Annotated in this window: 13 protein-coding genes and 1 pseudogene; 5 read left to right on the top strand and 9 right to left on the bottom strand. The window is 66.6% G+C overall.

Features of this window, described 5'->3' with window-relative positions:
* Positions 1 to 42: 42 nt before the first annotated feature.
* A complete protein-coding gene (locus tag QRN26_RS01305) occupies positions 43 to 852 on the bottom strand; it encodes a MerR family DNA-binding transcriptional regulator (protein ID WP_285034981.1) in 810 nt (269 codons plus the stop codon).
* Positions 853 to 1,167: 315 nt separating this feature from the next.
* Here QRN26_RS01305 and QRN26_RS01300 point away from each other — a divergent pair, with 315 nt between their 5' ends.
* Together QRN26_RS01300 and QRN26_RS01295 are read left to right on the top strand one after the other, a co-directional pair.
* The gene (locus QRN26_RS01300; protein WP_285034980.1) at positions 1,168 to 1,350 is read left to right on the top strand and encodes a hypothetical protein; all 183 of its coding nucleotides are present in this window, start codon (positions 1,168 to 1,170) and stop codon (positions 1,348 to 1,350) included.
* Positions 1,351 to 1,364: 14 nt separating this feature from the next.
* Positions 1,365 to 1,907, top strand: coding sequence for a GNAT family N-acetyltransferase (locus QRN26_RS01295; protein WP_285034979.1), 543 nt, complete (start codon positions 1,365 to 1,367; stop codon positions 1,905 to 1,907).
* 13 nt (positions 1,908 to 1,920) lie between these two features.
* Here the strand turns inward: QRN26_RS01295 and QRN26_RS01290 are convergent, their stop codons facing one another.
* Complete coding sequence (locus QRN26_RS01290) at positions 1,921 to 3,090, bottom strand: glycine C-acetyltransferase (protein ID WP_285034978.1); 1,170 nt, start codon at positions 3,088 to 3,090, stop codon at positions 1,921 to 1,923.
* Between the two features lie 67 nt (positions 3,091 to 3,157).
* Positions 3,158 to 4,270 (bottom strand): L-threonine 3-dehydrogenase, encoded by a 1,113-nt coding sequence (gene tdh / locus QRN26_RS01285; protein WP_285034977.1) that lies wholly within the window; start codon positions 4,268 to 4,270, stop codon positions 3,158 to 3,160.
* A gap of 154 nt (positions 4,271 to 4,424) precedes the next feature.
* Here tdh and QRN26_RS01280 point away from each other — a divergent pair.
* The 3 genes and pseudogenes from QRN26_RS01280 to QRN26_RS01270 all read left to right on the top strand — a co-directional run.
* Positions 4,425 to 5,291: pseudogene (locus QRN26_RS01280) on the top strand (LysR family transcriptional regulator); the annotation flags it as partial.
* A 48-nt stretch (positions 5,292 to 5,339) separates the two neighbouring features.
* Complete coding sequence (locus QRN26_RS01275) at positions 5,340 to 5,798, top strand: VOC family protein (protein WP_285035123.1); 459 nt, start codon at positions 5,340 to 5,342, stop codon at positions 5,796 to 5,798.
* A 171-nt stretch (positions 5,799 to 5,969) separates the two neighbouring features.
* Positions 5,970 to 6,863 (top strand): Abi family protein, encoded by an 894-nt coding sequence (locus QRN26_RS01270; RefSeq protein WP_285034976.1) that lies wholly within the window; start codon positions 5,970 to 5,972, stop codon positions 6,861 to 6,863.
* 276 nt (positions 6,864 to 7,139) lie between these two features.
* Here the strand turns inward: QRN26_RS01270 and proA are convergent, their stop codons facing one another.
* The 6 genes from proA to QRN26_RS01240 form a co-directional block, all read right to left on the bottom strand.
* The gene (gene proA, locus QRN26_RS01265) at positions 7,140 to 13,700 is read right to left on the bottom strand and encodes an anti-phage protein ProA (RefSeq protein ID WP_285034975.1); all 6,561 of its coding nucleotides are present in this window, start codon (positions 13,698 to 13,700) and stop codon (positions 7,140 to 7,142) included.
* A gap of 203 nt (positions 13,701 to 13,903) precedes the next feature.
* Positions 13,904 to 17,002, bottom strand: a complete 3,099-nt coding sequence (locus QRN26_RS01260) for a type I restriction endonuclease subunit R (RefSeq protein WP_285034974.1) — start codon at positions 17,000 to 17,002, stop codon at positions 13,904 to 13,906.
* Entirely contained in the window at positions 16,999 to 18,312 is a 1,314-nt protein-coding gene (locus tag QRN26_RS01255; RefSeq protein ID WP_285034973.1) for a restriction endonuclease subunit S, read from the bottom strand. Before QRN26_RS01255 ends, QRN26_RS01260 begins: the two co-directional genes overlap by 4 nt.
* Positions 18,309 to 20,258, bottom strand: a complete 1,950-nt coding sequence (locus QRN26_RS01250) for a type I restriction-modification system subunit M (protein ID WP_285034972.1) — start codon at positions 20,256 to 20,258, stop codon at positions 18,309 to 18,311. The genes QRN26_RS01255 and QRN26_RS01250 overlap by 4 nt, the downstream gene beginning before the upstream one ends.
* Positions 20,259 to 20,410: 152 nt before the next feature.
* Positions 20,411 to 20,989, bottom strand: a complete 579-nt coding sequence (locus tag QRN26_RS01245) for a suppressor of fused domain protein (protein WP_285034971.1) — start codon at positions 20,987 to 20,989, stop codon at positions 20,411 to 20,413.
* 81 nt (positions 20,990 to 21,070) lie between these two features.
* A complete protein-coding gene (locus QRN26_RS01240; RefSeq protein ID WP_285034970.1) occupies positions 21,071 to 21,565 on the bottom strand; it encodes a MarR family winged helix-turn-helix transcriptional regulator in 495 nt (164 codons plus the stop codon).
* Positions 21,566 to 21,598 lie beyond the last annotated feature (33 nt).

The raw sequence follows: 21,598 nt of genomic DNA, 5'->3' as shown, positions 1-21,598 counted from the left end.
GACCCGCCCTGACAGCACGACAGGTGTCGCCTGACCACCGCATCACGGCAGGGTGATCGACACCTCGACGGCGTACTCGTCGGCGCTCTGGCCGAGCACTCGCTGCCGCAGCTCGGTGGTCGGCATCGTGATGCCACGCTCCGCGATCGCGTCGAACAGGGCGACGACCGCGGGGTGGGTCGAGCCCTCCGGGAGCTCGACGCCGGGCTCGGCCCGCCAGACTGCTGCAAGCTCGGTGCGTTCCGGCAGCGCGTCGACCGTGGTCTCGTCCCCACCCCACGTCGGTTCGAGCTGCAACGACGTCGGCCAGCAGCAGACGATCTCGACCGCGCCCTGCTCCCCGGGGCGCAGGGCCGTCCAGAAGGTTCCCGACGGGCCGACGCCGGCCTCCCGCACGGCGGCGTAGAGCACGGAGAACTGCTCGTTCGCATCGTCGTTCGTTACGGCGTCCTCATCGCCGCGCGGCACGGTGAGCACCCGGCCGACGTAGGGCTGGGGCGGAAGGGTGCGCTCGACGATCTCGACCGGAGCCGCGAGCGACGCGACGACGGAACGAGCCTGCGCGAAGGCCAGGTCCTCCTGCTCCCGCTGCTCTAGTACGAGGCGGTGGTGGACGTCGATGGTGGTCGACGGATCGGCACCCACGACCGTGACGCCGACGGCGTCGAGCGGCACGCCGGCGTCGCGGAGCGCCTTCACGATCACGCCGGAACGCACCTGCTCCTCGCCGTAGCGGCGGTACCCGGAGTCGGGATCGACCTCGGCCGGAACCAGCACGCCCTTCTCGTCGTAGTGCCGGAGCGCCTTCACGCTCAAGCCGGTCATGCCTGCGAACTCTCCGATGTGCAACATGCGTCAAGCATCCCGTCTCCCCCTACGGGAGAGTCAAATGCGGGAGTTTTCTGGTGCCGACGACATCTCTGCGAGCGGCTTCCGCGTATGAGAACCTTCGTCGATGAGCACCCTTACTGAAGCTTAGGGAGCCAAACTTCACTAACGAGGACCCTTACTGAAGGTTAGGGAGCCAAACTTCAGTAACGAGGATCGTCGGTGAAGGTTGCGGTCCTCCTCACCACCGCTCGGCACGATCGGAAGCCTGCGTGACTGCCCGGGCCCCAAAGGAGCGACCCCCACTCTCCGGACGCACGACTTCGGTACCCTTCACGGGTGAACCTCGACCCGACCGCGCTCATCGTCGCCTACAGCACCGCTTGGCTCCTCGGCTTCATCCTGTTCGTGCTGCTCTGGATCTTCATCATCCGGACCGCGGTCCTGTCCGCGCTTCGGAAGCACCACGCGGAGACACAGGCCGAACGCCGGGCCGCCGCAGCACGCGGCCTGCCGCAGTAGAGGCCATTGAACCGATGCCAGTCCCTCACGACACGGAGCACCTGCGGTTCCGGCGGATGACGCCGGCGGACCTCGACGAGATGGCTGCGCTGCTTGGCGACCCTGCCGTCATGGAGTTCTACCCGGCGCCGAAGACCCGCGAGCAGGCCGCAGCGTGGATCGCTTGGAACGAGGACAACTATGCGACCTACGGCCTCGGCCTCTGGATCATCGAGACGCACGACGGCGACTTCGTCGGCGATTGCGGCCTGACCTGGCAGCGGGTGAACGGCGAGCTGAAGCTCGAGGTCGGCTACCACGTGAGTCCCGCCTGGCAGGGTCGAGGGTTCGCGAGCGAGGCAGCCGCTGCCAGTCGGGACTTCGCGCAAGAGCACACGGACTCGATGGAGCTCGTCGCGATCGTCCACCCCGACAACCGGGCGTCGGAGCGCGTGGCGGAGAAGATCGGCATGCGGCGCGTGGACGACGACCTCGGCGCAAACGGGTCGGCGCGGCACGTGCTGAGCATGCGACTGCGATCGACGGCCGACCCCAGCGAGGACGATCGCTCGCGTTGACCAGCCGCGGCACCTACCCCCGCGCCGCGACGAACGCGGCCACGCAGTCCTCGATGTCCTGCTCGCTGTGCGCGGCACTGATCTGCACGCGGATGCGGGCCTCGCCGCGCGGCACCACGGGGAAGCTGAACGGGATCACATAGATGCCCTGCTCCAGCATCCGCGCCGCCACCTGGACGGCCTGCTGCTCGTCGTCGAACATCACCGGGATGATCGGGTGCGACCCCTCCAGCAGCCGGAAACCCTCCTCGGTCATGCGGGCGCGGAACAGGTCCGCCTTCCGGAAGAGCCCCTCGCGCAGCTCGTCGCCCGCGGCCGCCAACTCCACGGCACGACGGGCACCGGCGACGAGCGACGGCGCCAGGCTGTTCGAGAACAGGTACGGCCGGCCCGACTGCCGCAGCACGTCGACGATCTCCTGCTTCGCACTCACATACCCGCCCGACGCCCCGCCGAGCGCCTTGCCGAGCGTGCCGGTGAGGATGTCGACGCGGTCCTGCACACCGAACAGCTCCGGCGTCCCGCGACCGCCCGGGCCGACGAAGCCGACCGCGTGCGAGTCGTCGACGAGCACGAGCGCGCCGTACCGGTCGGCGAGGTCGCAGATCTCGTCGAGCGGGGCGTAGAAGCCGTCCATCGAGAACACGCCGTCAGTGACGATCACGGTGCGACGAGCGTCGGCCGCGTTCATGAGCTGCTGCTCGAGGTCGGCCATGTTGCGGTTGCGGTAGCGCAGGCGGCGGGCCTTGCTCAGGCGGATGCCGTCGATGAGCGAAGCGTGGTTGAGGGCGTCGGAGATGATCGCGTCGTCCTCGCCGAACAGCGCGCCGAACACGGCTCCGTTCGCGTCGAAGCAGGAGGAGAACAGGATGGTGTCCTCCGTGCCGAGGAAGGCGCTCAACTCCTGTTCGAGGTCGCGGTGGATCTGCTGCGTGCCGCAGATGAACCGCACGCTCGCGAGTCCGTAGCCCCACTCGTCGAGCGCCAGCTTGGCGGCGTCGACGATCGACGGCTCGTTCGCGAGACCCAGGTAGTTGTTGGCGCAGAAGTTCCGCACCTCACGACCGTCGATCGTGACGTGACTGCCCTGCCGCGAGGTGATCGCGAACTCGCGCTTCGTGAGGTCGTCCGCCTCGATGCGGTCGAGCTGGTCGCGCAACTGGGTCTTGATGGTGCCGTACATGTCGTCTCCTCGGGGTCGAGTGGGCGGTTGGTCGGTTGTCGGTTGTGGGTGGGCGACGGGCGCCGGCTCAGGCTGCGGTGACCGCGCCGACGGTCTCCGGCACGTGTTCGTCGATGACCCCGGTGATGACGGCGTCGCTGGTGTCGGTCCAGTCGATGAGCACCTTGCCCGCCGCTCCCCCGCGCGCGGTGTCGAAGGCGTCCTGCCAGGAGGCGAGCGGGAAGCGGGCGGTGACGAGCGACTCGAGGGCGTGCCGGAGCTCTGGGCTGTGGTCCACCATCGCGCTGGCGTGGTGCCAGGTGTCGAACATCTCGCGACCGTAGATGCCCTTGATGGTGATCATGCGGGTGATGACCTTGGTCCAGTCGATCTCGATGTTCGTCGACGGCAGCCCCAGCAGCGCGACCTTGCCGCCCGTGTTGAGGTTGTCGATGAGTTCGCTCGCAGCGGCCGCCTGACCGGACATCTCCAGGCCGATGTCGAAGCCCTCGAGCATGCCGAGCGCGGCCTGGGCGTCGGCGACCCGTTCCTTCGAGACGTCGACCACCCGGTCGGCTCCGACGGCGAGCGCCTTCTCGAGTCGATCGGCGACGACGTCGGTCGCGACGATGTTGCGTGCCCCGGCGACCCGGCAGACGGCAATGGCCATGAGACCGATGGGGCCGCAGCCGGTGATGAGCACGTCCTCGCCGAGGATCGGGAAGCTGAGGGCGGTGTGGACGGCGTTGCCGAGCGGGTCGAAGAGGGCGCCGAGGTCGGGCGTCACCTGGTCGCCGTGGACCCACACGTTGGTGGCGGGGAGGACGACATACTCTGCGAAGGCGCCGTCGAGGTTGACGCCGAGGCCGCGGGTGTGGCGGCAGAGATGGCGGCGGCCGGAGCGGCAGTTGCGGCAGGTCCCGCAGACGAGGTGCCCCTCCCCGGAGACCGCTGCGCCGACCGGGATCCCCGCGACACGGCTGCCGACCTCGACGACCTCCCCCGAGAACTCATGGCCCGGCACGAGCGGTGCGTCGACCGCGCCGGCCGCCCACGGGTCCCACGATTCGATGTGGAGGTCGGTGCCGCAGATGCCGGTGCGGTGGACGCGGATGAGGACGTCGTCGGAGCCCATCGCCGGCATCGCGCGCTCGACGAGTTCGAAACCGGCGGTGTCGGGTCGTTTCCAGAGGGCGAGCAACGGCGTTCCTTCCTGCGGGAGCGGCGACTGCCGGTGGTGCTTGGTGTGCTGGCTGTCGCGGACGGGCGTCCTTGCGCTGTCCTGATGACCACGCTAGTCAGATCGATCCGTCATGAATATTGAGGGTTTCCACGTGACCAGTTAGCTTGAGCTGATGAATCTCTCCCAGATGCGGATCATGCGCGAGCTCGCCCATCGCGGCACGATCGCCGCCGTCGCGCGTCACCTGCACGTGACCGCTCCCGCGATCTCGCAGCAGCTGGCCGCGCTCCATCGCGAGCTGGGCGTGCCGCTCACGTATCGCGTCGGGCGTGAGATCCGGCTGACCGAGGCTGGCATGGCGCTGGCCGAGATGGCCGGGACTGTGCACACGCTCATCGACCGCGCGGCGGAGACGGTGCGCGAGTACGGCGACGACACCGGTGCGCGGGTGCGGGTGGCGGCGTTCCAGAGCGCAGGCCAGGCGCTGTTGCCGGGGCTGTTGGCCGAGGGGGACGCGGGCTCCGCGCCGGCGTTGGTGTTCGGCGAGCACGATGTCGCGCAGCCGGAGTTCGCCGAGCTCGTCGACCAGTACGACCTCGTCATCGCGCACCGCATGGATCACGACGAGCCGTGGCCATCGGAGCAGCTGTCGGTGACGACGTTGTTGAGCGAGCCCTTCGACGTGGCGATGTCGGTGGACCACCCGTTGGCCGGGCGGTCGTCGGTGTCGGCTGCGGAACTCGCCGACGAGTCGTGGATCGCGGCGCATGCGGGCTTCGCGCCGGACGTCGCGCTCGGGGTGGTCGAGGCGACGGCGGGTGTCCGGTTCCAGCGGGCGCATCGGGTGAACGACTATCACCTGGCGGCGTCGCTGATCGTGGGCGGCGGATTGCTGGCGTTGTTCCCGCGGTACACGGCGCCGCGGGCCGACCCGCGGTTGGTGCTGGTCCCGCTGGAGGACGTGCGGATCGCGCGCAACATCGACGTGCTCGCGCGGCCGCATGCGCTCGCGCGGGTCGCGGTGGCGGGGACCTTGGAGCGGCTGCGGGGTGCTGCGGATGTCTTGCAGCGCACGCGGCCGTCCGCGCTGGTCGCGGCTGGTCCCGGATTGCACCACGTCGAGGTGTGGCTGGCGGACGTGGCTGCGGAGCGGGCGGGCTGGGCGTGGTTGCTCGGTCGTGTCGGCTTCACGATGGCGAGCGAGTGGTCCGGCGGTGAGTCCTGGGAGGCCGGCGACACGTACCTGACGCTCACGGCGTCACCGAACCTCAGTGCGGAGTCGCACGACCGACGACGGCCGGGCGTGAACCATCTCGCCTTCCGAGCAGGATCGCGCGAGGCCGTCGACGCCATCATGGCTGCGGCCCCCGAGCACGGCTGGCAGCCGCTGTACCAGGAGCGCTACCCGCACGCCGGCGGCGAGCAGCACTACGCGGGCTGGCTCGAGAACGAGGCCGGGTTCAAGGTCGAGGTGATTGCGGACCCTGCGGTCGGCGCTCTCCACAGCCTCAACGCCGCCGCCCCACGATCAGCGCCTGACTGCTAGGCTTGCCCCACTACATCCCCCACGCCTCTCATCGAAGCGCACTTGGGGGATTTTTTTGTCTACTCGGGAGGACCATCGTTGCCTCGACCACCTCGGCCCCGCGGCATCCTTCGATATGAGAAGGAGGCGCTCAGCCTTGACTCGCTCGTCAGTCGACTCGAAGAGCGGGGATTGACGATCCCTGACCGAGACCGAACTCGTCGGTACCTCAGGCATATCGGCTATTTCCGGCTATCCCCATACACGATTCCGTTCCAGAGTCCGGGGACAGACCATCTCTTCCGCGACGGGACCTCATTCGACGATGTGCTCGACCTCTATGTGTTTGACCGGGCTCTTCGGCTGCTCGTGATGGACGCGTTGGAGCGCGTCGAAGTCGCCGTGCGGGCTGCGGTCACCGACCACATGTCGACGACGTACGGAGATCCCCATTGGTATGTGCAGCCCGGGCACTTTTTCGACGGGCGCAAGCACGCCGGGCTGCTGCAGATCGTTCAGAAGTCGTGCGACGAACGACTCCGAGGTGCACCCGATGCGGGCGAGGACGCGCTGGTCCACCGGTCCGCTCTCGAGCACTATCTGACCACCTACGGCGTACCGGAACTTCCGCCATCGTGGCTGATGCTTGAAGCGCTGACGATCGGCCAGCTGGACAGCCTCATCGGCAACCTGAAGCTCCGCTCGGACAGGAGCGCTATCGCCGCGAACGTCGGGCTCAACGAACGAGTATTGACATCGTGGATGCGAAGCTACGTCCGCGTGCGAAACATCTGCGCGCATCATGGACGCCTGTGGAACGTCGGTCTGGGCGTGTACCCGGCGATTCCAACATCGCAGGCAGTGTCCTGGCTGGAGGCTCCCGGCGCCCTGCCTCGTCGGTCCGAGAAGCGTCTCTATCCGGTGCTCATCTCGCTGCAGTCCATTCTGAACACCATCTCGCCCCACAGCGGATGGTCGCGTCGTCTGCACGACCTCCTCGTCACCCGGCCGGTGATGAACCTTACTGGGATGGGAATGCCCGAGGGGTGGGCCGCGGATACGTTCTGGAGTGACCATCTCCGCTGACTGCGTATCTGCGGCAGGGAACGCGACGCGGCTGCCTCGAGAGCGATGGGGATACGTCGAGATGGTCGCAGGTTCAGCTCGCGTGGGCAGCCATCGACGGCAACGCTTCGCCCTCAGCGACTGCTGCCGCCCAGCGGGGCGCATTCAGCTTGAGCAGTGGTCGACTCGACCCGGACGAGCTGCTGGGGTCGTAGACACCGACCTCCCCCGTGGGACCCCAGACGGCTAGACGTTCCTGACAGGCTTCGCACGGTTGCCATGGCCAGCCAGCTTTCGCTAGCCAGAAACGATCTGACTCGATCCGCTCCGCGCCAACCGCCCCGAGGCCAGCCCGAACTCGAGGGCCTCGTCGAGGCGGGCGCCGATCGCAGCGGTGACACGCTTGCCGCCGAAGATCGCGAGGGTCTCGCGTCGGAGCTCGTCGGGCGAGAGACCGGCGGACTCCTCTGCGGCGATCGCCATCGCGTTCGCGATCTCCACCAGGGAGATGTGCTCGATCGCACGAGGCGCGTCCGCCGCGGACTGACGCGCTCCTCGCCAGGTGAGCGGGTCGATCTCCGTCGGCCACGCGAAGGGCTCGTCAGAGCGACCGAGGAACTCGGCGGGGACCTTGTCGAGGATCGACTTCGCCCGCGAACCAGCCACCCGATCGAGACCGAACGCACCCGCGACCAGCTTCGCCAGACGCGTCAGGTGGATCGGCCCCTCGGCCTCCACCGCCGCACGGATCGCACCCTGCACCGCGACGACCGACGGACGACCCGGCAGACGGTCGAGCACCTCGATCCCACCCAGCGTGGGTGCGTCCCAGGCCTGGTACTCCGAGAGCTCAGGATGGCGCGCCGACGTGTCCGCCATCGGTTCCGCCTCCACTGGCTGCGCTGCACCGACCTTGCGGTCACGGAACTCCGACAGGGTCTCCAGCGACGCCAACCGCTCCGACCACTCCCGAACGCGCGCGCTCCGCACCGGCGGGACAGCATCCGCAGCCGCGGCGGACTCGTCGACGGCGCCCTCGCTGCCGCCGGCAGTCACCTCGGTCTGGTCCGGTTCGTCGGTAACAGGCGCGTCCACCGCACTCCCCACAGCGGCCCGCTCCCCCGCAGCCTCCACGGCCGCGACCAACCGGTCCAGCACCTCCTCGCGGTGGTGCAGCCACTCCGGCAACCACACGCGCTCGACGCCCGGCCACCGCATCAGGCCGCTCAGCACTTCGATCGGCAGTCCGTCTCGGTCGGCGACCGTCCGTCGCTCACGCCACGACGCCCCGTCGAGCAGCACGGCGACCAGCGGTCGGTCGGGCTCGGCTTCGGTCGCGATGCTGATGTCGACCCGGAAGTCCGACAACCCCACATCCGTCCGGACCGCGTGCCCGGCGTATCGGAGCTCGTCGGCGATCTCGTCGCGGTGACGGTCGATGATCGCCTGACGACGACCGTCCTCGCCCGCCGCGTCGCTGCCCCGCTGAGCCAGCTCCAGATACGCCTTCAGATGCTTGATGCCGATCGACGACGTCTGTTCCGCCCGCAGCTCCGACGGGTCGAAGCTCGCGAACAGCACCACCTGTCGCCGAGCGCGGGTCACTGCGACGTTCAACCGCCGCTCGCCACCCGCTCGCGTGAGCGGACCGAAGTTCAGCGGGATCACGCCCTTCTCGTTCGCACTGAACGCGATCGAGAACAGGATCGTGTCGCGCTCATCACCCTGCACGTTCTCCAGGTTTTTGACGAAGAGCCCGTCCTGCTCGTCGAGCGCCGTCGCGATCCGCGGGTCGGTGCTGTCGCGCAGCAGGTCTTCGATGAGCGTCCGCTGCTGCGCGTTGAAGGTGATGACCCCGAGCGACGGCGTCTCGTCCGGCGAGGCGTCGAAGCGGCGCGTGATCTCCTCGACGATCGCCTGCGCCTCCACCGGGTTCGTCCGCAGCGACTTGCCTCGGCCGCCGCGCTCGAACTGACCCTCCAGTCGCACGAACGCCAGCCCATGGCCCTCGACCCCGCCGTCGCCCGCACCCGCGAACGGCGCCGGGAACGACGACAATTGACTGTCGTAGTAGTGGTGGTTCGAGAACGCGATGAGCGACTCGTCCTGGCTGCGGTAGTGCCACGACAGCCATTTGCTCGGCACCCGCGCCTGCACGCACTCGGAGAGGATCGACTCCTCGTCCTGCAACACCTCGCTCGTGTAGTCGGCGTCGTCGTCGATCGTTGCGCCCGCTTCCGCGAACGTCGTCGGCGGCATCTGTTTGCTGTCGCCCACGACCACGACCGAGCGCGAACGCCCCATCGCCCCGATGGCGTCGGCGACCCGGATCTGCGACGCCTCGTCGAACACGACGATGTCGAAGAGCTCGGCGGCGGCCGGGAAGAACCGCGCGACCGACTCCGGGCTCGCGAGCGTGCACGGCATGATCTGCGTGATGAGCTCGCCGAAGTTCTCGAGCAGCGCCCGGACGCTCATGCCGCCGCGCTGGCGGTCGATCTGGCGACGCAAGCCGCCGACCTGACCGCTCTCCGACTGCGAACTGAACGTCCGCAGCCCGAGCACCGACGCCGGGATCGCGCGCGGCAGTTCCTCGCGCACGGCCTTCACGCTCGTGGTGAAGCGGGTGACGCTGCGGTTGTGGGCGGTGGCGTCGAAGGCGTCGAGCGTGGTGGTGCGCTCACGCTCGTCGATCGACGCCTGCGCGAGGCCCTTCTCGAACGCGAGCGTCGCGTCCTCGGTCTCGATGCGACCGGCGAGGATCGCGGCGCGGACGTCGTCGAGCCCGTGGGTGCGCAGCGGTTCGATGACCCGCACGAGGTCGAGCCAGCGCTCGAGGACGACCGGCTCGGCGCCATCGAGACGGCGGGCGTCGCGCGTCGACCACCAGGCCTGCAGGAAGCCCTCGCCACCCGACCACGCCGACAGGCGCTCGGTAGTGACGGACGCGGCCCGCAGGAACCCACTCCAGGTGCTCGCGAGCGTCGTCAGCGCCTGGGCGGCCTCCTGCGACGGCTGGGTCGTGGCGTAGTGGTCGCGGACGGCGGTGATGAACGCGTCGTCGGGCGTGCCCGGCAGGCGGAAGCCCTCCGACAGCCAGCGGTACCAGCCGAGGAGTTCGCGGACGGGCTGGGTCGGCTCGACGAGCGGATTCCAGCGGTCACCGACGAGCGGGAGGGCGGTTGAGCGGAGCGTGCCGCGCAGCTGGACGAGGCGGTCCTGCGCCGCCTTCGCCTCGGTGAGCTGTGGCACGAGCTGCTTCACCTTGAACGAGGCGGCGTCGACCGCGAGCACGTCGCTCAGCTGCGCGAGCGCGGCCCGGAGCCGCTTCTTGCGACCGAAGAAGCTCGACGCCGCGGCATGCTCGGCAGCATGGAGCGGGCCCGCGATGTCGCGGTCGAGGATGGCGGGCGTGAAGGTCGAGCGCCACTCGGCCTGGGCGACGCGAAGCTGCTCGGCAGCGGCCAGGGCCTCGTCGAGCCGGCTGAAGTCCTCGGGCCTGGTTCCAGCCATGAGCGCGCCGATCGGCAGACGCGGTGCGGCGACGGCGGTCGACCAGAGGCCGAGGAGGTCGGGTCGCGTCGCGAGCCGCAGCGCGTCCATCGGGAGGCCGGCGTCGAGCGTCGTCGCGAGAGCGGCGTCCAGCGCGCGGGCGGCCTGCTGGACAGTCGCGGCGTCGAGCCCGGGAGCCGACGGGCCGTCGAGGAACGCCCACGGGTGGGTCGTGCTCGGGCGCGCAAGGTCGGAGCGCTCGGGCAGCTCGCGGAACACCTGCCGCAGTTCTTCGAAGGCCTCGGGCGTGCCGGCGGCGACGAGCTGCTCGGGGATCGCCATCGGGACGAGGTCGTGGTCCATCGCAAGCAGACGACTCCGCGCGGAGTAGAGCGAGAAGCCGGCGGCGTTGACCTCGTGGAGGCGGTCGGCGTAGCGGGTGAGGGTGCGGAGGCCGGACTCGGACAGCTCGCGGTTGGTGCTCAGCGCGTCGATGTCGGCCTTGGTGCGGAGGTCGAGGCCGGTCTTGATCTGCGCACGGACGACGTTGGGCCTGGCGCCCTTGTCGTGGAGGTCGAGCGAGAACGCGCCGAGTCCGACGTCTTCGAGTCGCTGCTTCACGACGTTGAGCGCCGCACGCTTCTCGGCGACGAACAGGACCTTCTTGCCCTCGGCGAGTGAGCGGGCGAGGAGGTTGGTGATCGTCTGCGACTTGCCGGTGCCGGGAGGGCCTTCGAGCACGAAGGTGCGACCGGCGACCGCTTCGGCGACGGCGTCGAGCTGCGAGGAGTCGGCGGCGACCGGGCAGTCGAGGCCGAGGCGGTCGAGGTCGGTGTCGGTCTGCGCGGGCGTCGGGTCGGCGTAGGCCTCGAGCGGTGAGTTGATGAGGTGGTCTACGAGGCTGTTACGGCTCAGCGTCTCCCAGTTCTCGTCGAGGTCCTTCCACAGCCGGTACTTCGCGAACTGGAGGATCGACAGCGACGCCGTCTCCTCCACACGGAACGGGAGGCCGGCGTCGAGGATCGCCTGGCGCACGGCGGTGAACGCGGCCGGGAGGTCGATGCCGGAGCCGTCCTCAAGGGGGTTCGCGAGTCCGGGGATCTCGAGGCCGAAGCTCAGGCGCAGCTTCTCGAGCAGGCAGTAGTTGGGCGTCGACGAGCCGGCCTCGTCGAGGGTGAGGCGGTAGGACGAGCCGCGGCTCGTGGTCGTGAGCGTGACGGGCACGAGCACAAGCGGTGAGCGGAGGTCGCGGTCGCCGAAGCGCCAGCTCAGCATGCCGAACGCGAGGTAGAGGTTGTTGGCGCCGGTCTCCTCGACGATCGTCTTGGCCTTGTAGGCGAGGGCGCGGAGCTTCGTCGGGTAGGCGGCCTGGGTGACGTCGATGAAGGCGCTCTTCTTGTCGTCGAGGAAGGTGATGCGGTCGCGCTCGTCGAGGTCGCGGCCGAAGCGGATGCCGCGCTGCTGGTCGATCGTCGCGACGCTGTCGGAGGCGACGAGGGTGAGCGGGGTGCCGTGGTTGATGCTGTCCTCGAGGTGGCCGAGGGCGGGGCCGGGGACGGCGAGCTCGAAACCGGATCGTTCGGTGTAGTTGATGAGTTTGTTGCGGAGGCTGAGGTCGAGGAGGGCGTTCTTCCAGGTGGAGACGCGCTTCGGGGCGTCGGGGCCGTGGCCGGCGGCGGTCGACTCGGCGGTGGCCGGAGCGTCCTGGGTGAGGGCGCGCGCTTCGGGTGCCTGGTAAAGGGTGACGACGGGCTCGCCATCGGCGTTGATGCGGCGGCTCGGCAGCGGGTAGATCTTGCGGAGGCGCGCCTGGACGACGTCGGTGATGCCGATGAAGTCGTCGAGCGAGCCGGCGAGGTGCTCGGTGTGGGGTCGGCGGGAGGCGTCGGCGAAGGTGGCGGAGTTGCCGGTGAGCATGGTGGTCTCGACGACGCCGATGCGGCCGAGTTCGAGGGAGTTGACGGCTTCGGAGACGTCGGTGCTGGCGACGACGTCGAGGGTGGTCTGGACGCGCCAGTACCCGAGGAAGATGTGGTCCTTGATGAGCCAGAGGAGCGGGTGGATGCCGATGGCTTCGAGGACGGACGCGAGCAGGATGGTGGTGTCGAGGCAGGTGCCGAGGTGGCTGGTGAGGACTTCCTCGGGGGTGCGGACCTTCTGGCCGCTCTGGCCCCAGCTGGCAGGCGGTTCGGCGTAGCGGATGTCGCGGGCGCGGGCGGCGTCCCAGACGGCGGCGACGATGGCGTCGATGCGGGCGGGGTCGTCGAGTTGGTAGGTGGCGAGGGAGCTGTTGCCGGTCTGCTGGTCGAGGAGGTCGGAGACTTCAAGCATGAGCTCGCTGACAACGAGGGCGTTGGGTTGCACGTGGGCGGCGAGGAGTTCGAGGCCGAGCTGCACGGGTGCGGCGATCCACTGGTTGGACGCGAGCACGGTGACGGGGCTCTCGACCGTGCCGAGCTGCGTGCCGGCGGCATCGCGCACGGTGACCCGGATGACGCCGGGCCGCTGTTCTTCGACGAGGAGCATGCGGCGTGGGTCGAGGAGGACTTCGGGGCTGCGGAGCAGGGTGGTGCGGTCTTCGCCGAGGTCGGCGAGGAGCACCTTGGTGTCGGCGAGGGCGCCGTCAGCGGTGACGACGTCGATCTCGACGGACGCCGCCCGGCGTTCCCCGCCGTGGTTCTCGAGGACGATCTCGTCGATCACCGCGATGCTGCAGTGCGCCATCGCGTAGCTGAGCGTCGGCGTCGCGCTGACGCGGATGGAGACGGAGGAAGAGGCGGCGGCGTCTGCGGCAGACAAGGAGCCTGCGGCGCTCTGCCCACTGGCTCCGTCGGTCCCTGAGCCTGTCGAAGGGCTCATTTCGCCAATGCTCCCGGCCTCGCCCAACGCAACCCCCTCGGTCCCTGAGCCTGTCGAAGGGCTCAACATCCGCCCCTTCAACTCCCCCACAACCGCGGCCTGCTCGATCGCCCCGACACCCTCCAACAGCAACTGCATCGAGTCCAACGCCCGATACGCAGACTGCTCCGTGAACCCCGCGTTATGCGCCCAGGCGTTCCGAACTTCCCGAAGCTCACTCGCGTACCCCCGAGCGCTCCGCGACAGCACGCGGTCGAACGGGTACCCCAGCTCCCCGATCCGCTCGGTCATCGCCCGAAGCATGAGCGACACGTCGGTCGCCGAGTACCGCCCGTGGCCGCTCCCGGCTGCGCGGTCCTTCTCCTCGATGATCCGTGTCCACTCGACACCGGGCACCGCCTCGGCAAACGCACCCTCGACGACAGGGCGAAGCCCCAACCCAAGCTGCTCGAGCCCCTGGCCGACGGCGGAGTTGAGTTCAGAAGCGTCCACGTGCGGGCCTTTCATCGGGGTGGTACAGGTGGGCGGGCGCTCCCATGGAATTCATCGGCAAGAGAACGCTGACCACGCAGCTTCTGCCTGTTCGACAGCCCGCGGAGGCCCTCACAAACCCTAACGAGGCGAAGTAGGAAGTGCCTGACTGAACGGTTGCCAACCAGAAGCTCTCGCCTGAAGACGCCCGCCGTGATCCTCGACGAATCCAGCGCACATCATGCCTGCTTGCCCTTCAGGAACTCGTACAACATCGCGGGCAGCGCCTTCGACAGCTCGGCGAACAGCCCACTGTCGCTGAGCATGTCGTCCACAAGCAACGGCGTTTCATCTCGCACCTCGATGACGGCTTTCGCGAACGCTTTCGGCAACGCCGGCGACTCCGCGAACTGCTGTCGATTGTTCCGTTCAGCCTGCTGCGTGAGATCATAGTCCACAGCAAGTTTTCCCATGATGTGACTCATAGTTAGGTCTACCGCACCAACGCCGTACTTGTCGCCAAAGCGATCATTAAGCTTGCCGATAATCTCGTCGAGCGCAGTGCGGTGCTTCTCGTGAATTGCACCAGCGCCAATGGCCGTGATTGGGTCAAGTCCAGGGCCTCGCTCGAGGTTGAGCTTCACAGCTTCACCGCGCGCGATCGTGTACTCGGTGAGTTGCACCTTCGAGATATCTACAGGCTCCTCATAGCTAGCAGTCGACAACTGAGGCAGAATGCGCCTTAGGAAGTAGTGCCGCCTGGGGAGATCCGTGTCCTCAAGGTTTCGCGCCTGGGAGATGAAGTCGTAGAACTTCACGTATTGTCCGGCGTCGCTCTTGAAGAGCTTCAGTTCATCCTGCTCAGCCGCATCCCCATTAAGCACGGCGTTCACCCAACGTTTTCCGAAGCGATCCACCGCAGGTGCGGTCGCGGCGCTCACCGCACTATTCGCGTTCACTCCTCCCGCCAAAGCGGCATCGAACGCCTGCGTCACCTCGGCCATCGTGTAGATGCCAGCGCTGTCGAGCTTTGTGACGAGGTCATAGATGAGGTTGGGATCGGTCGTCGCCGTCAGCGTCGCCTTGCGGTAGTAGTCCTTGAAGGCATCCAAGATTTCGAGGGGCTCGTTCACGAAATCAAGCACGAACGTTTTGTCCTTGCCGGGGTACGTGCGATTGAGCCTCGAGAGCGTCTGAACTGCCTGCACTCCGCCGAGCTTACGATCCACGTACATCGCGACGAGGCGCGGCTGGTCGAATCCGGTCTGGAACTTCTCCGCGACGATCATCACGTTGTATGTCGACGGCTTGAACGCCGCAGCCAGATCCAAGGTCAATAGGCCGGGATTCTGGGTCTTTTCCGTCAGCCCTTCGCCGACGTCCTCGGGATCTTCGACGGTGCCGGAAAAGGCGACGAGCGCCTTCACGCCATGCATGTGCAAATCGGCCAGGCACGTGTCGAGATACTTCTTCCAGCGCACAGCCTCCTTGCGGGAGCCAGTGACGACCATCGCCTTCGCCTTGCCTTCCAGCAGCGGCTGCGCGAACGCGCGGAAGTGATCGACGACGATCTTCGCCTTCTGACTGATGTTCGTCGGGTGCAGCCTCACATACTGCACGAGCGCCTTCACCGCTGTTGACTCGTCGACCTCGCCAGGCCCGTCATAGTCGGAGTCTGGATGCTGGAGTTGCCACGCGACTTTGTACGGCGTGTAGTTCTGCAGCACGTCGAGAATGAAGCCCTCTTCGATGGCCTGCTGCATCGAGTACAGGTCGAACGGCTCCGGAGTGTCCGCGCCCGCGGGGATCCGGCCGAACAGCTCCAGCGTCTTGGCCTTCGGCGTCGCGGTGAACGCGAAGTACGAGATGTTCGACGCGTTGGCGGTGACCTCCATCGCCCACTGCAGGTACGCCTCCGAGTCGATCGGGGCGCCCTCAGCGACGGCAGCCTGCTCCTGCGGTGACAGCACCTTCGTGAGCGCGCCTGCCGTGGAGCCGGTCTGTGATGAGTGCGCCTCGTCAGCGATGACCGCGAACCGCCGCCCCCGCAGCTCGGGCTTCGACTGGATAGCTGAGATCAGCGCCTCGAACGTCTGGATCGTTACGATCACAATCTGCTTGCCACCAGAGAGCGCGGCCGCGAGCTCGGTCGACTTCGACTCACCGCCCTCACGGGTAATCGACTGCACCACGCCGGCATGTTTCTCGAATTGGCGGATCGCGTCCTGCAGCTGCTTGTCGAGCACCGTGCGGTCAGTTACGACTACGACTGTGTCGAAGACTTTCTCGTTCTGCTCGTCGTGCAATTGTGAGAGCCGGTGCGCGAGCCATGCGATCGAGTTCGTCTTCCCCGAGCCGGCGGAGTGCTGCACGAGGTAGCGGTTACCTGCACCCTCGGCACGCGCGGCTTCCACGAGACGGTTGACTGCACGCCACTGGTGGTAGCGCGGAAACAGGATTTTCTCCGTGCGCGTCTTCCTGCCAGTGTCTGGATCGACGTCCGTCTCGATCTGGAGGTGCACGAACGACCCCAACACCTGCAACCAAGCATCACGCTGCAGTAGATCCTCCCAAAAGTACGAGGATGCTGACCCCACGGGGTTGGGCGGATTGCCTGCCCCCTCATCGTGCCCCCTATTGAAGGGGAGGAAGCGCGTCCCGACGCCGGCAAGCTTTGTCGCCATCCGCACTTCGTTGTTCGATACGACGAAGTGCACGAGTGACCGCTTCGCGAAAGCGAATAGCGGCTCACCCGCCGGGTTGCGGTCAAACCGGTACTGGTCGACGGCGTTTCCGATCGGCTGGGTGAAGTCGGTCTTCAGCTCGACGGTCGCGATTGGGATGCCGTTGACGAACAGCACCAGGTCGAGCGCTTTGTTCGGATGCTTCGTCGAGTAGTGCACTTGGCGCATCACCCGCACACGCATCCTCGCGTAGTCGGCGAGTGTCTCCGGGTTGTTCGCCGTCGCCGGACGGAACTGCGCCATCCGGAACTTCACCGCCCCGCCGTGCAGCGGCACCATCGAGAAACCCTCGTGAAGGATGCGGATCGTCCCGCCGTTCTTCATCGGGTCGTTGTCGAGGGCCTTCGCGAGACGGGAAAGGATGCTCCGGGATGCCGTTACCCGCTGCGCATCGGTATCGTCAGGGCGCACGAGCTTCGCGAACTCGATCGGTTGCGACTCCGCGAGCCAGCCAAGAACGTCGTCCGGAAACAGCGCAATCCCGCGGTCATATCCAGCACCAGTCGGTGAGTACAGCCAGCCGTTCGTGGCCAGGTGCTCAGCGATCTCGTTCTCAAGCACCGACTCAAGATGTGCGCCAGTTATCTCAGTCATGACGCCTCCCTCCCGTCGACTTTGCCCGTCACCGCGGCAGAAATCAGAGCGGCTCGGCGCTCGCGAGCCAAGGCCGCTCCCCGCCGCGCGGTTGCAATCGACTTGTCGATCTGCGTGCATCGGTCCGTCAGGTAAGAGCTGATTTGATCCTGCTCTTCGATTGGCGGTACCGGCAGAACGAACCGCTTCAGGGTCGATTGCGGCAGATTGTTCGCGAGCCCGTCGGCCCCACTTACGCGGGACTCGACCTGCTCGCGGTAGATCCGCGAGTTGAGGAGCCAATACAGATAGTGCGATGACGTGCGTGCGTTCGGGATGAGCCGAAAGGTCTTGTCCGAAAGGATCAATCGGTAGGGGCTCTGCGTCACGATCGCCGCGGAGCCAAGTAGCGGAATGCTTCCGCTTGCACGGTTGACGACAAGGTCGCCGGGGCGAACCAGCAATGATCGATCGAAGTCGAACTCTGCCGGCAACAGCTTGTGCTCGGTCGACCGATAGATGCCAGCGTTCACGCAACCAGACTTCAGCACGCCAAACTGGTGGGCACCTTCGGCCAATCCACCTTCAGCCTGAGGACTCACTCCCTGCTCGATTCGCCGCAGCAAGTACCGCAGTGGCATCGATTCCCAGTGCGCGGGAATCGCTCCAAACCATCGACCATCGCAACTCCCGGTGCTCTCCTCCCGCCCCGACGTCAGTGCAGATGTGATGGTGGCGGCACGACGCTCGGCAAGGAGGGCGATGAGTTCCTCGTTCTTCGCGATGAACGCGTCGATCTGCGCCGTCTCCCGGTCCAGATAGTCCGCGATAGCTCGCTGCTCGTCGAGTGACGGTTGTGGTAGTGCAATCTGTGAGAACTGCGGGTACCTAATCGACTGGCCGTCTCGTAATTGGTCGGTCGTGGTCTGGAGCGCCTGTACATAGAGCTCGCTCTTGAACAGGTACCTGAAGAATCGTGAGTCGAGCGCAACCTTGGGTTTCAGCACCGTGTAGGCAGCGCTGACCTTCCCCGGAATCCGTGCGTACTCAAGCCCGCCTTGGAAGCTCCGGAGGTGGCTCACGTAGTCGCCCGTCTCAACGTGTCTCATGTTGTCGGCACCCGTGAGATTCAAGACCACCTTATTCCCGGTGATCTGCATGTACTCCTCTTGAGGAAGCACGCCGTATTTCTGGGAAGGCGTCAGGTGTACATCAGAGGCCGTGCTCTTCGCCTTTCGTTCCCCAAACAGCGCTTGTGCCGGCACCGTCCCCCAGTCGGCGGGCACAGATCCGAGCCAGCCCACTCCTGAGTCGCGAAGTTCTCTGCTCACCGCTCGACCTCGAGAAGCATCGCGCGAAGCTCGTCCATCACGGATTCAAGATCACGATCGATTTCCTCGAGTGGACGCGGCAGCACGTACTGGTAGAAGTGGCGGGTGAAGGGGATCTCCGCGCCCTCCTTGGTTTTTGCGTGGTCGATCCAGGCATCGGGCGCGTACGGCAACACCTCACGCCGGACGTATTCGTCGACGTCCTCGTGCCACGGCACGTTTTCGGTGTCGCGGAACGAGGTATCTGGCTCGACCTTGCCTTTGGCGTCCAGGCAGGCTTCGGCGGTGTCATCCTGCTCGCCGAGCTCCGTCGTGACGGTCTTCAGCAGCGACCCAGAGATGGAGAAGCCCTCGGCCCTCGCGGCGTCCTTCAATGAATTGTGGAATTTGTCCCGGTTCTTCCACACGGTGTCTTCACCAATGGAATCCAGTACGCGGCGCAGTGCCGGGACGTCCGCCTCGCTCAGCTTCCGCACCGCCTTCGCAGCGAACAATGCCTCGATACGCTCCGGCGTCGCCTGCCAGTTGAGCTTCAGGGGACGCTCGACCGTGATCGTTCGATAGAGGAAGTCCTCGTTCCGGAAGACCTTCGAGTGCTCGGTATCCTCGAATCCGGCGTACAGGCCGACGATCATCTCGATGTTCTTCGGCGACAGCTCGTTGCGCTTCGAGCCGAGACCCTTGCGGAGCTTGGTAAACATCTCCCGCCCGTCTATCAGCTGCACGCGTCCCCTGCGCTCTTCGGCCTTGCGGTTGCTGAGCACCCAGATGTACGTGGAGATGCCGGTGTTGTAGAACATGTCCTTCGGCAACCCGATGATCGCCTCGACTAGGTCGTTGTCGAGCAGCCACTTTCGGATACTCGACTCACCGCCGCCCGCGCCACCGGAGAACAACGGCGATCCATTCAGAACGATTGCGACGCGCGAGCCACCGTCTTCTCGCTTGCGCATCTTCGACACCAGGTGAAGGAGGAACAGCATCGCACCATCGCTGACCGCTGGGGTCCCGGGACCAAACCGGCCATTGAAGCCGAGCCGTGCGTGCTCCTCGTCGACGTACGTGCGCTGGTCTTTCCAATCGACGCCGAACGGTGGATTGGAGAGTCCGTAGTCGAACTTCTTGTCGTCGAAGGCATCCTCGGTGAGTGTGTCGCCGAGGGCGATGTTGTCAACGTCCTGGCCCTTGATGACCATGTCGGCTTTGCAGATCGCGTAGGAGGCGTCGTTGTAGTCCTGCCCGTAGAGGCTGAGCTGGATGCCCGGGTTCATGCGGCGCAGATACTCGTCGGCGACGGAGAGCATTCCGCCCGTCCCTGCGGTCGGGTCGTAGATCGAGCGGACCACGCCCGGCTTCGAGAGCGCATCGTCGTCAAGCGCGAATAGCAGCTGCACCATGAGCGCGATTACCTCGCGCGGCGTGTAGTGATCACCCGCGGTCTCATTCGAGCGCTCGTTCGCCCACCGGATAAGCTCCTCGAACACCAGACCCATCTTGATGTTGCTGACGACGTTCGGGTGAAAGTCGGCCTGCGCAAACTTCTCCGTCACCGCGTAAAGCCTGTTCTTCTCTGCCAGCTTGTTGAGCGTCTTGTCAAAATCGAAGCGCTCGAAGATATCCCGCACATTCTCCGAAAACCCCGCTAGATAGGCCGACAGGTTCACGCGAAGGTCCTGCGGGTCAGCGACGAGCTTCGCGAAGTCAAACGGGCTGGTGTTGTAGAACTGGCGGCCTGCAGCCTCGGTGAGTCGGAGGTGCCGCAGCATTTCAGGCATCGACTCCATTGCCTTCGCGACGTTCAGCACCTTCGGCTTGGTCTCCGCGAGCACCGCATCCAGACGCCGCAGCACAGTAAACGGCAGCACCACGGATCCGTACTCAGCCGGCTTGAACGGGCCGCGCAGTGACTCAGCGATGTTCCAGATGAAATTGACGTGATTTACCAAGGTACGGGTACTCCTGACAGCTCTCCGAGACAAGATCGTCTCGCGCTCCCTATCCTGGCGGAAACGACAGATCGATGCTGAAGGACGAACGCGCCGCAACCGCTGCAGATGTGCTGCTCCGCTCCGGAGCCGCGCTTCACGAAAACGGCGGCTCAGCCCACGCCCGAATTCCCAACCCGCTCACCCCGCTCCACATCCAACAATGCATCCACCGACCCCACCTCGGCAACGAGCGCATCCCACCCACGCTCCCCCGCGACCGCGGCCTCACCGTCGGTGAGCAACCGCAGTGTCCGCACGTGCCCGACCACCTGGCCAGCCTCGTTCCGGATCTCGTCGAACGACGCTCCCCAGCGCGACGGCGTCACCAGCAGCGCGGAGATCGCCGTCCCGTTGAGGAACGGCGTGCCGTTGCGCCACGGCGCGAGCACCGGGGGCACCCGTCGGTTGGTCGCGATCTCGTTGATCACGATGCGCAGCGCGACCATCGCGGCACCCTGCTGTCCGTCGACGACCTCCACGGCGAGCTCGATCCGCTCACCGGAGTCGGTCTCGAGCCGGGACACCCCGGACGTCAGGATCGTCACCGGCCCGTCCTCAGGCCGCTTCTCGATCACCATCACCGACCCACCGATGCGGTCCTTGAACACCACCGGGTCCAAGCCGAGGGCATCGAAGATGTGGAGCGGGAAGGCGTTTTCGCCCGGGACGAGAGGGACATCGCTACTCATGCGGCGAGCCTAGCCAAACAGGTGATCGGCGAACCAGAGGGCAGGCACCGAGCCCGCAGATCGAACAGGAGCCGAGCCGCCCTACGGCATCACCGGCAGCGCCCCCGAGGCGTGCTTGCTCAACATCTTCACCGACTCCTCGAAAACCGCACGGTTCTCGGCCGGCAGGACGGACAACAGCAGCCGCTCGATGTTCCGAGCATGCAGACCAGCAGCCTCGACGACCGCCCGCTCACCCTTTGCCGTCAACTCGATGAGCTGCACCCGGCCATCTTCAGCAGAGGCCCGGCGACTCACCAGCCCCTGATCGACGGCGCGATGCACGAGCCGCGTCGCCCCACCGGAGGTGACGACCTTCGCCTGCGCGATGTCCCGCACCGACAGCCCGCCAGCACCGGCCCGACCGACGATCAGCAACAGCTCGAACAGCGAATGGCTGAGACCGGTCTGCTCCTCGAGCTCCTTGCCCAGCAGGTACTCGAGACCGTTCGCCGCGCCCAGCAGACGACCGAACACCAGGATGCGCGCATCACTCGCCGCATCCTTCGCCGAAGCGAACTCGTTCTCAGTCGTCACGTCTCCACAGTAGACGCCGGGGACAGGCCGCCG

This window comes from Plantibacter sp. ME-Dv--P-095 (assembly GCF_030209365.1).
Taxonomy (GTDB): Bacteria; Actinomycetota; Actinomycetes; order Actinomycetales; family Microbacteriaceae; genus Plantibacter.
This window is presented reverse-complemented; position numbering and strand designations above follow the sequence as displayed.

Bases quoted from the DNA above. Each gene is read 5' to 3' on its own strand.
- QRN26_RS01305 (WP_285034981.1), bottom strand. From the start codon at position 852: ATGTTGCACATCGGAGAGTTCGCAGGCATGACCGGCTTGAGCGTGAAG.
- QRN26_RS01245 (WP_285034971.1), bottom strand. From the start codon at position 20,989: ATGAGTAGCGATGTCCCTCTCGTCCCGGGCGAAAACGCCTTCCCGCTC.
- proA (WP_285034975.1), bottom strand. From the start codon at position 13,700: ATGAAAGGCCCGCACGTGGACGCTTCTGAACTCAACTCCGCCGTCGGC.
- QRN26_RS01260 (WP_285034974.1), bottom strand. From the start codon at position 17,002: ATGACTGAGATAACTGGCGCACATCTTGAGTCGGTGCTTGAGAACGAG.
- QRN26_RS01290 (WP_285034978.1), bottom strand. From the start codon at position 3,090: ATGTACGGCACCATCAAGACCCAGTTGCGCGACCAGCTCGACCGCATC.
- QRN26_RS01295 (WP_285034979.1), top strand. From the start codon at position 1,365: ATGCCAGTCCCTCACGACACGGAGCACCTGCGGTTCCGGCGGATGACG.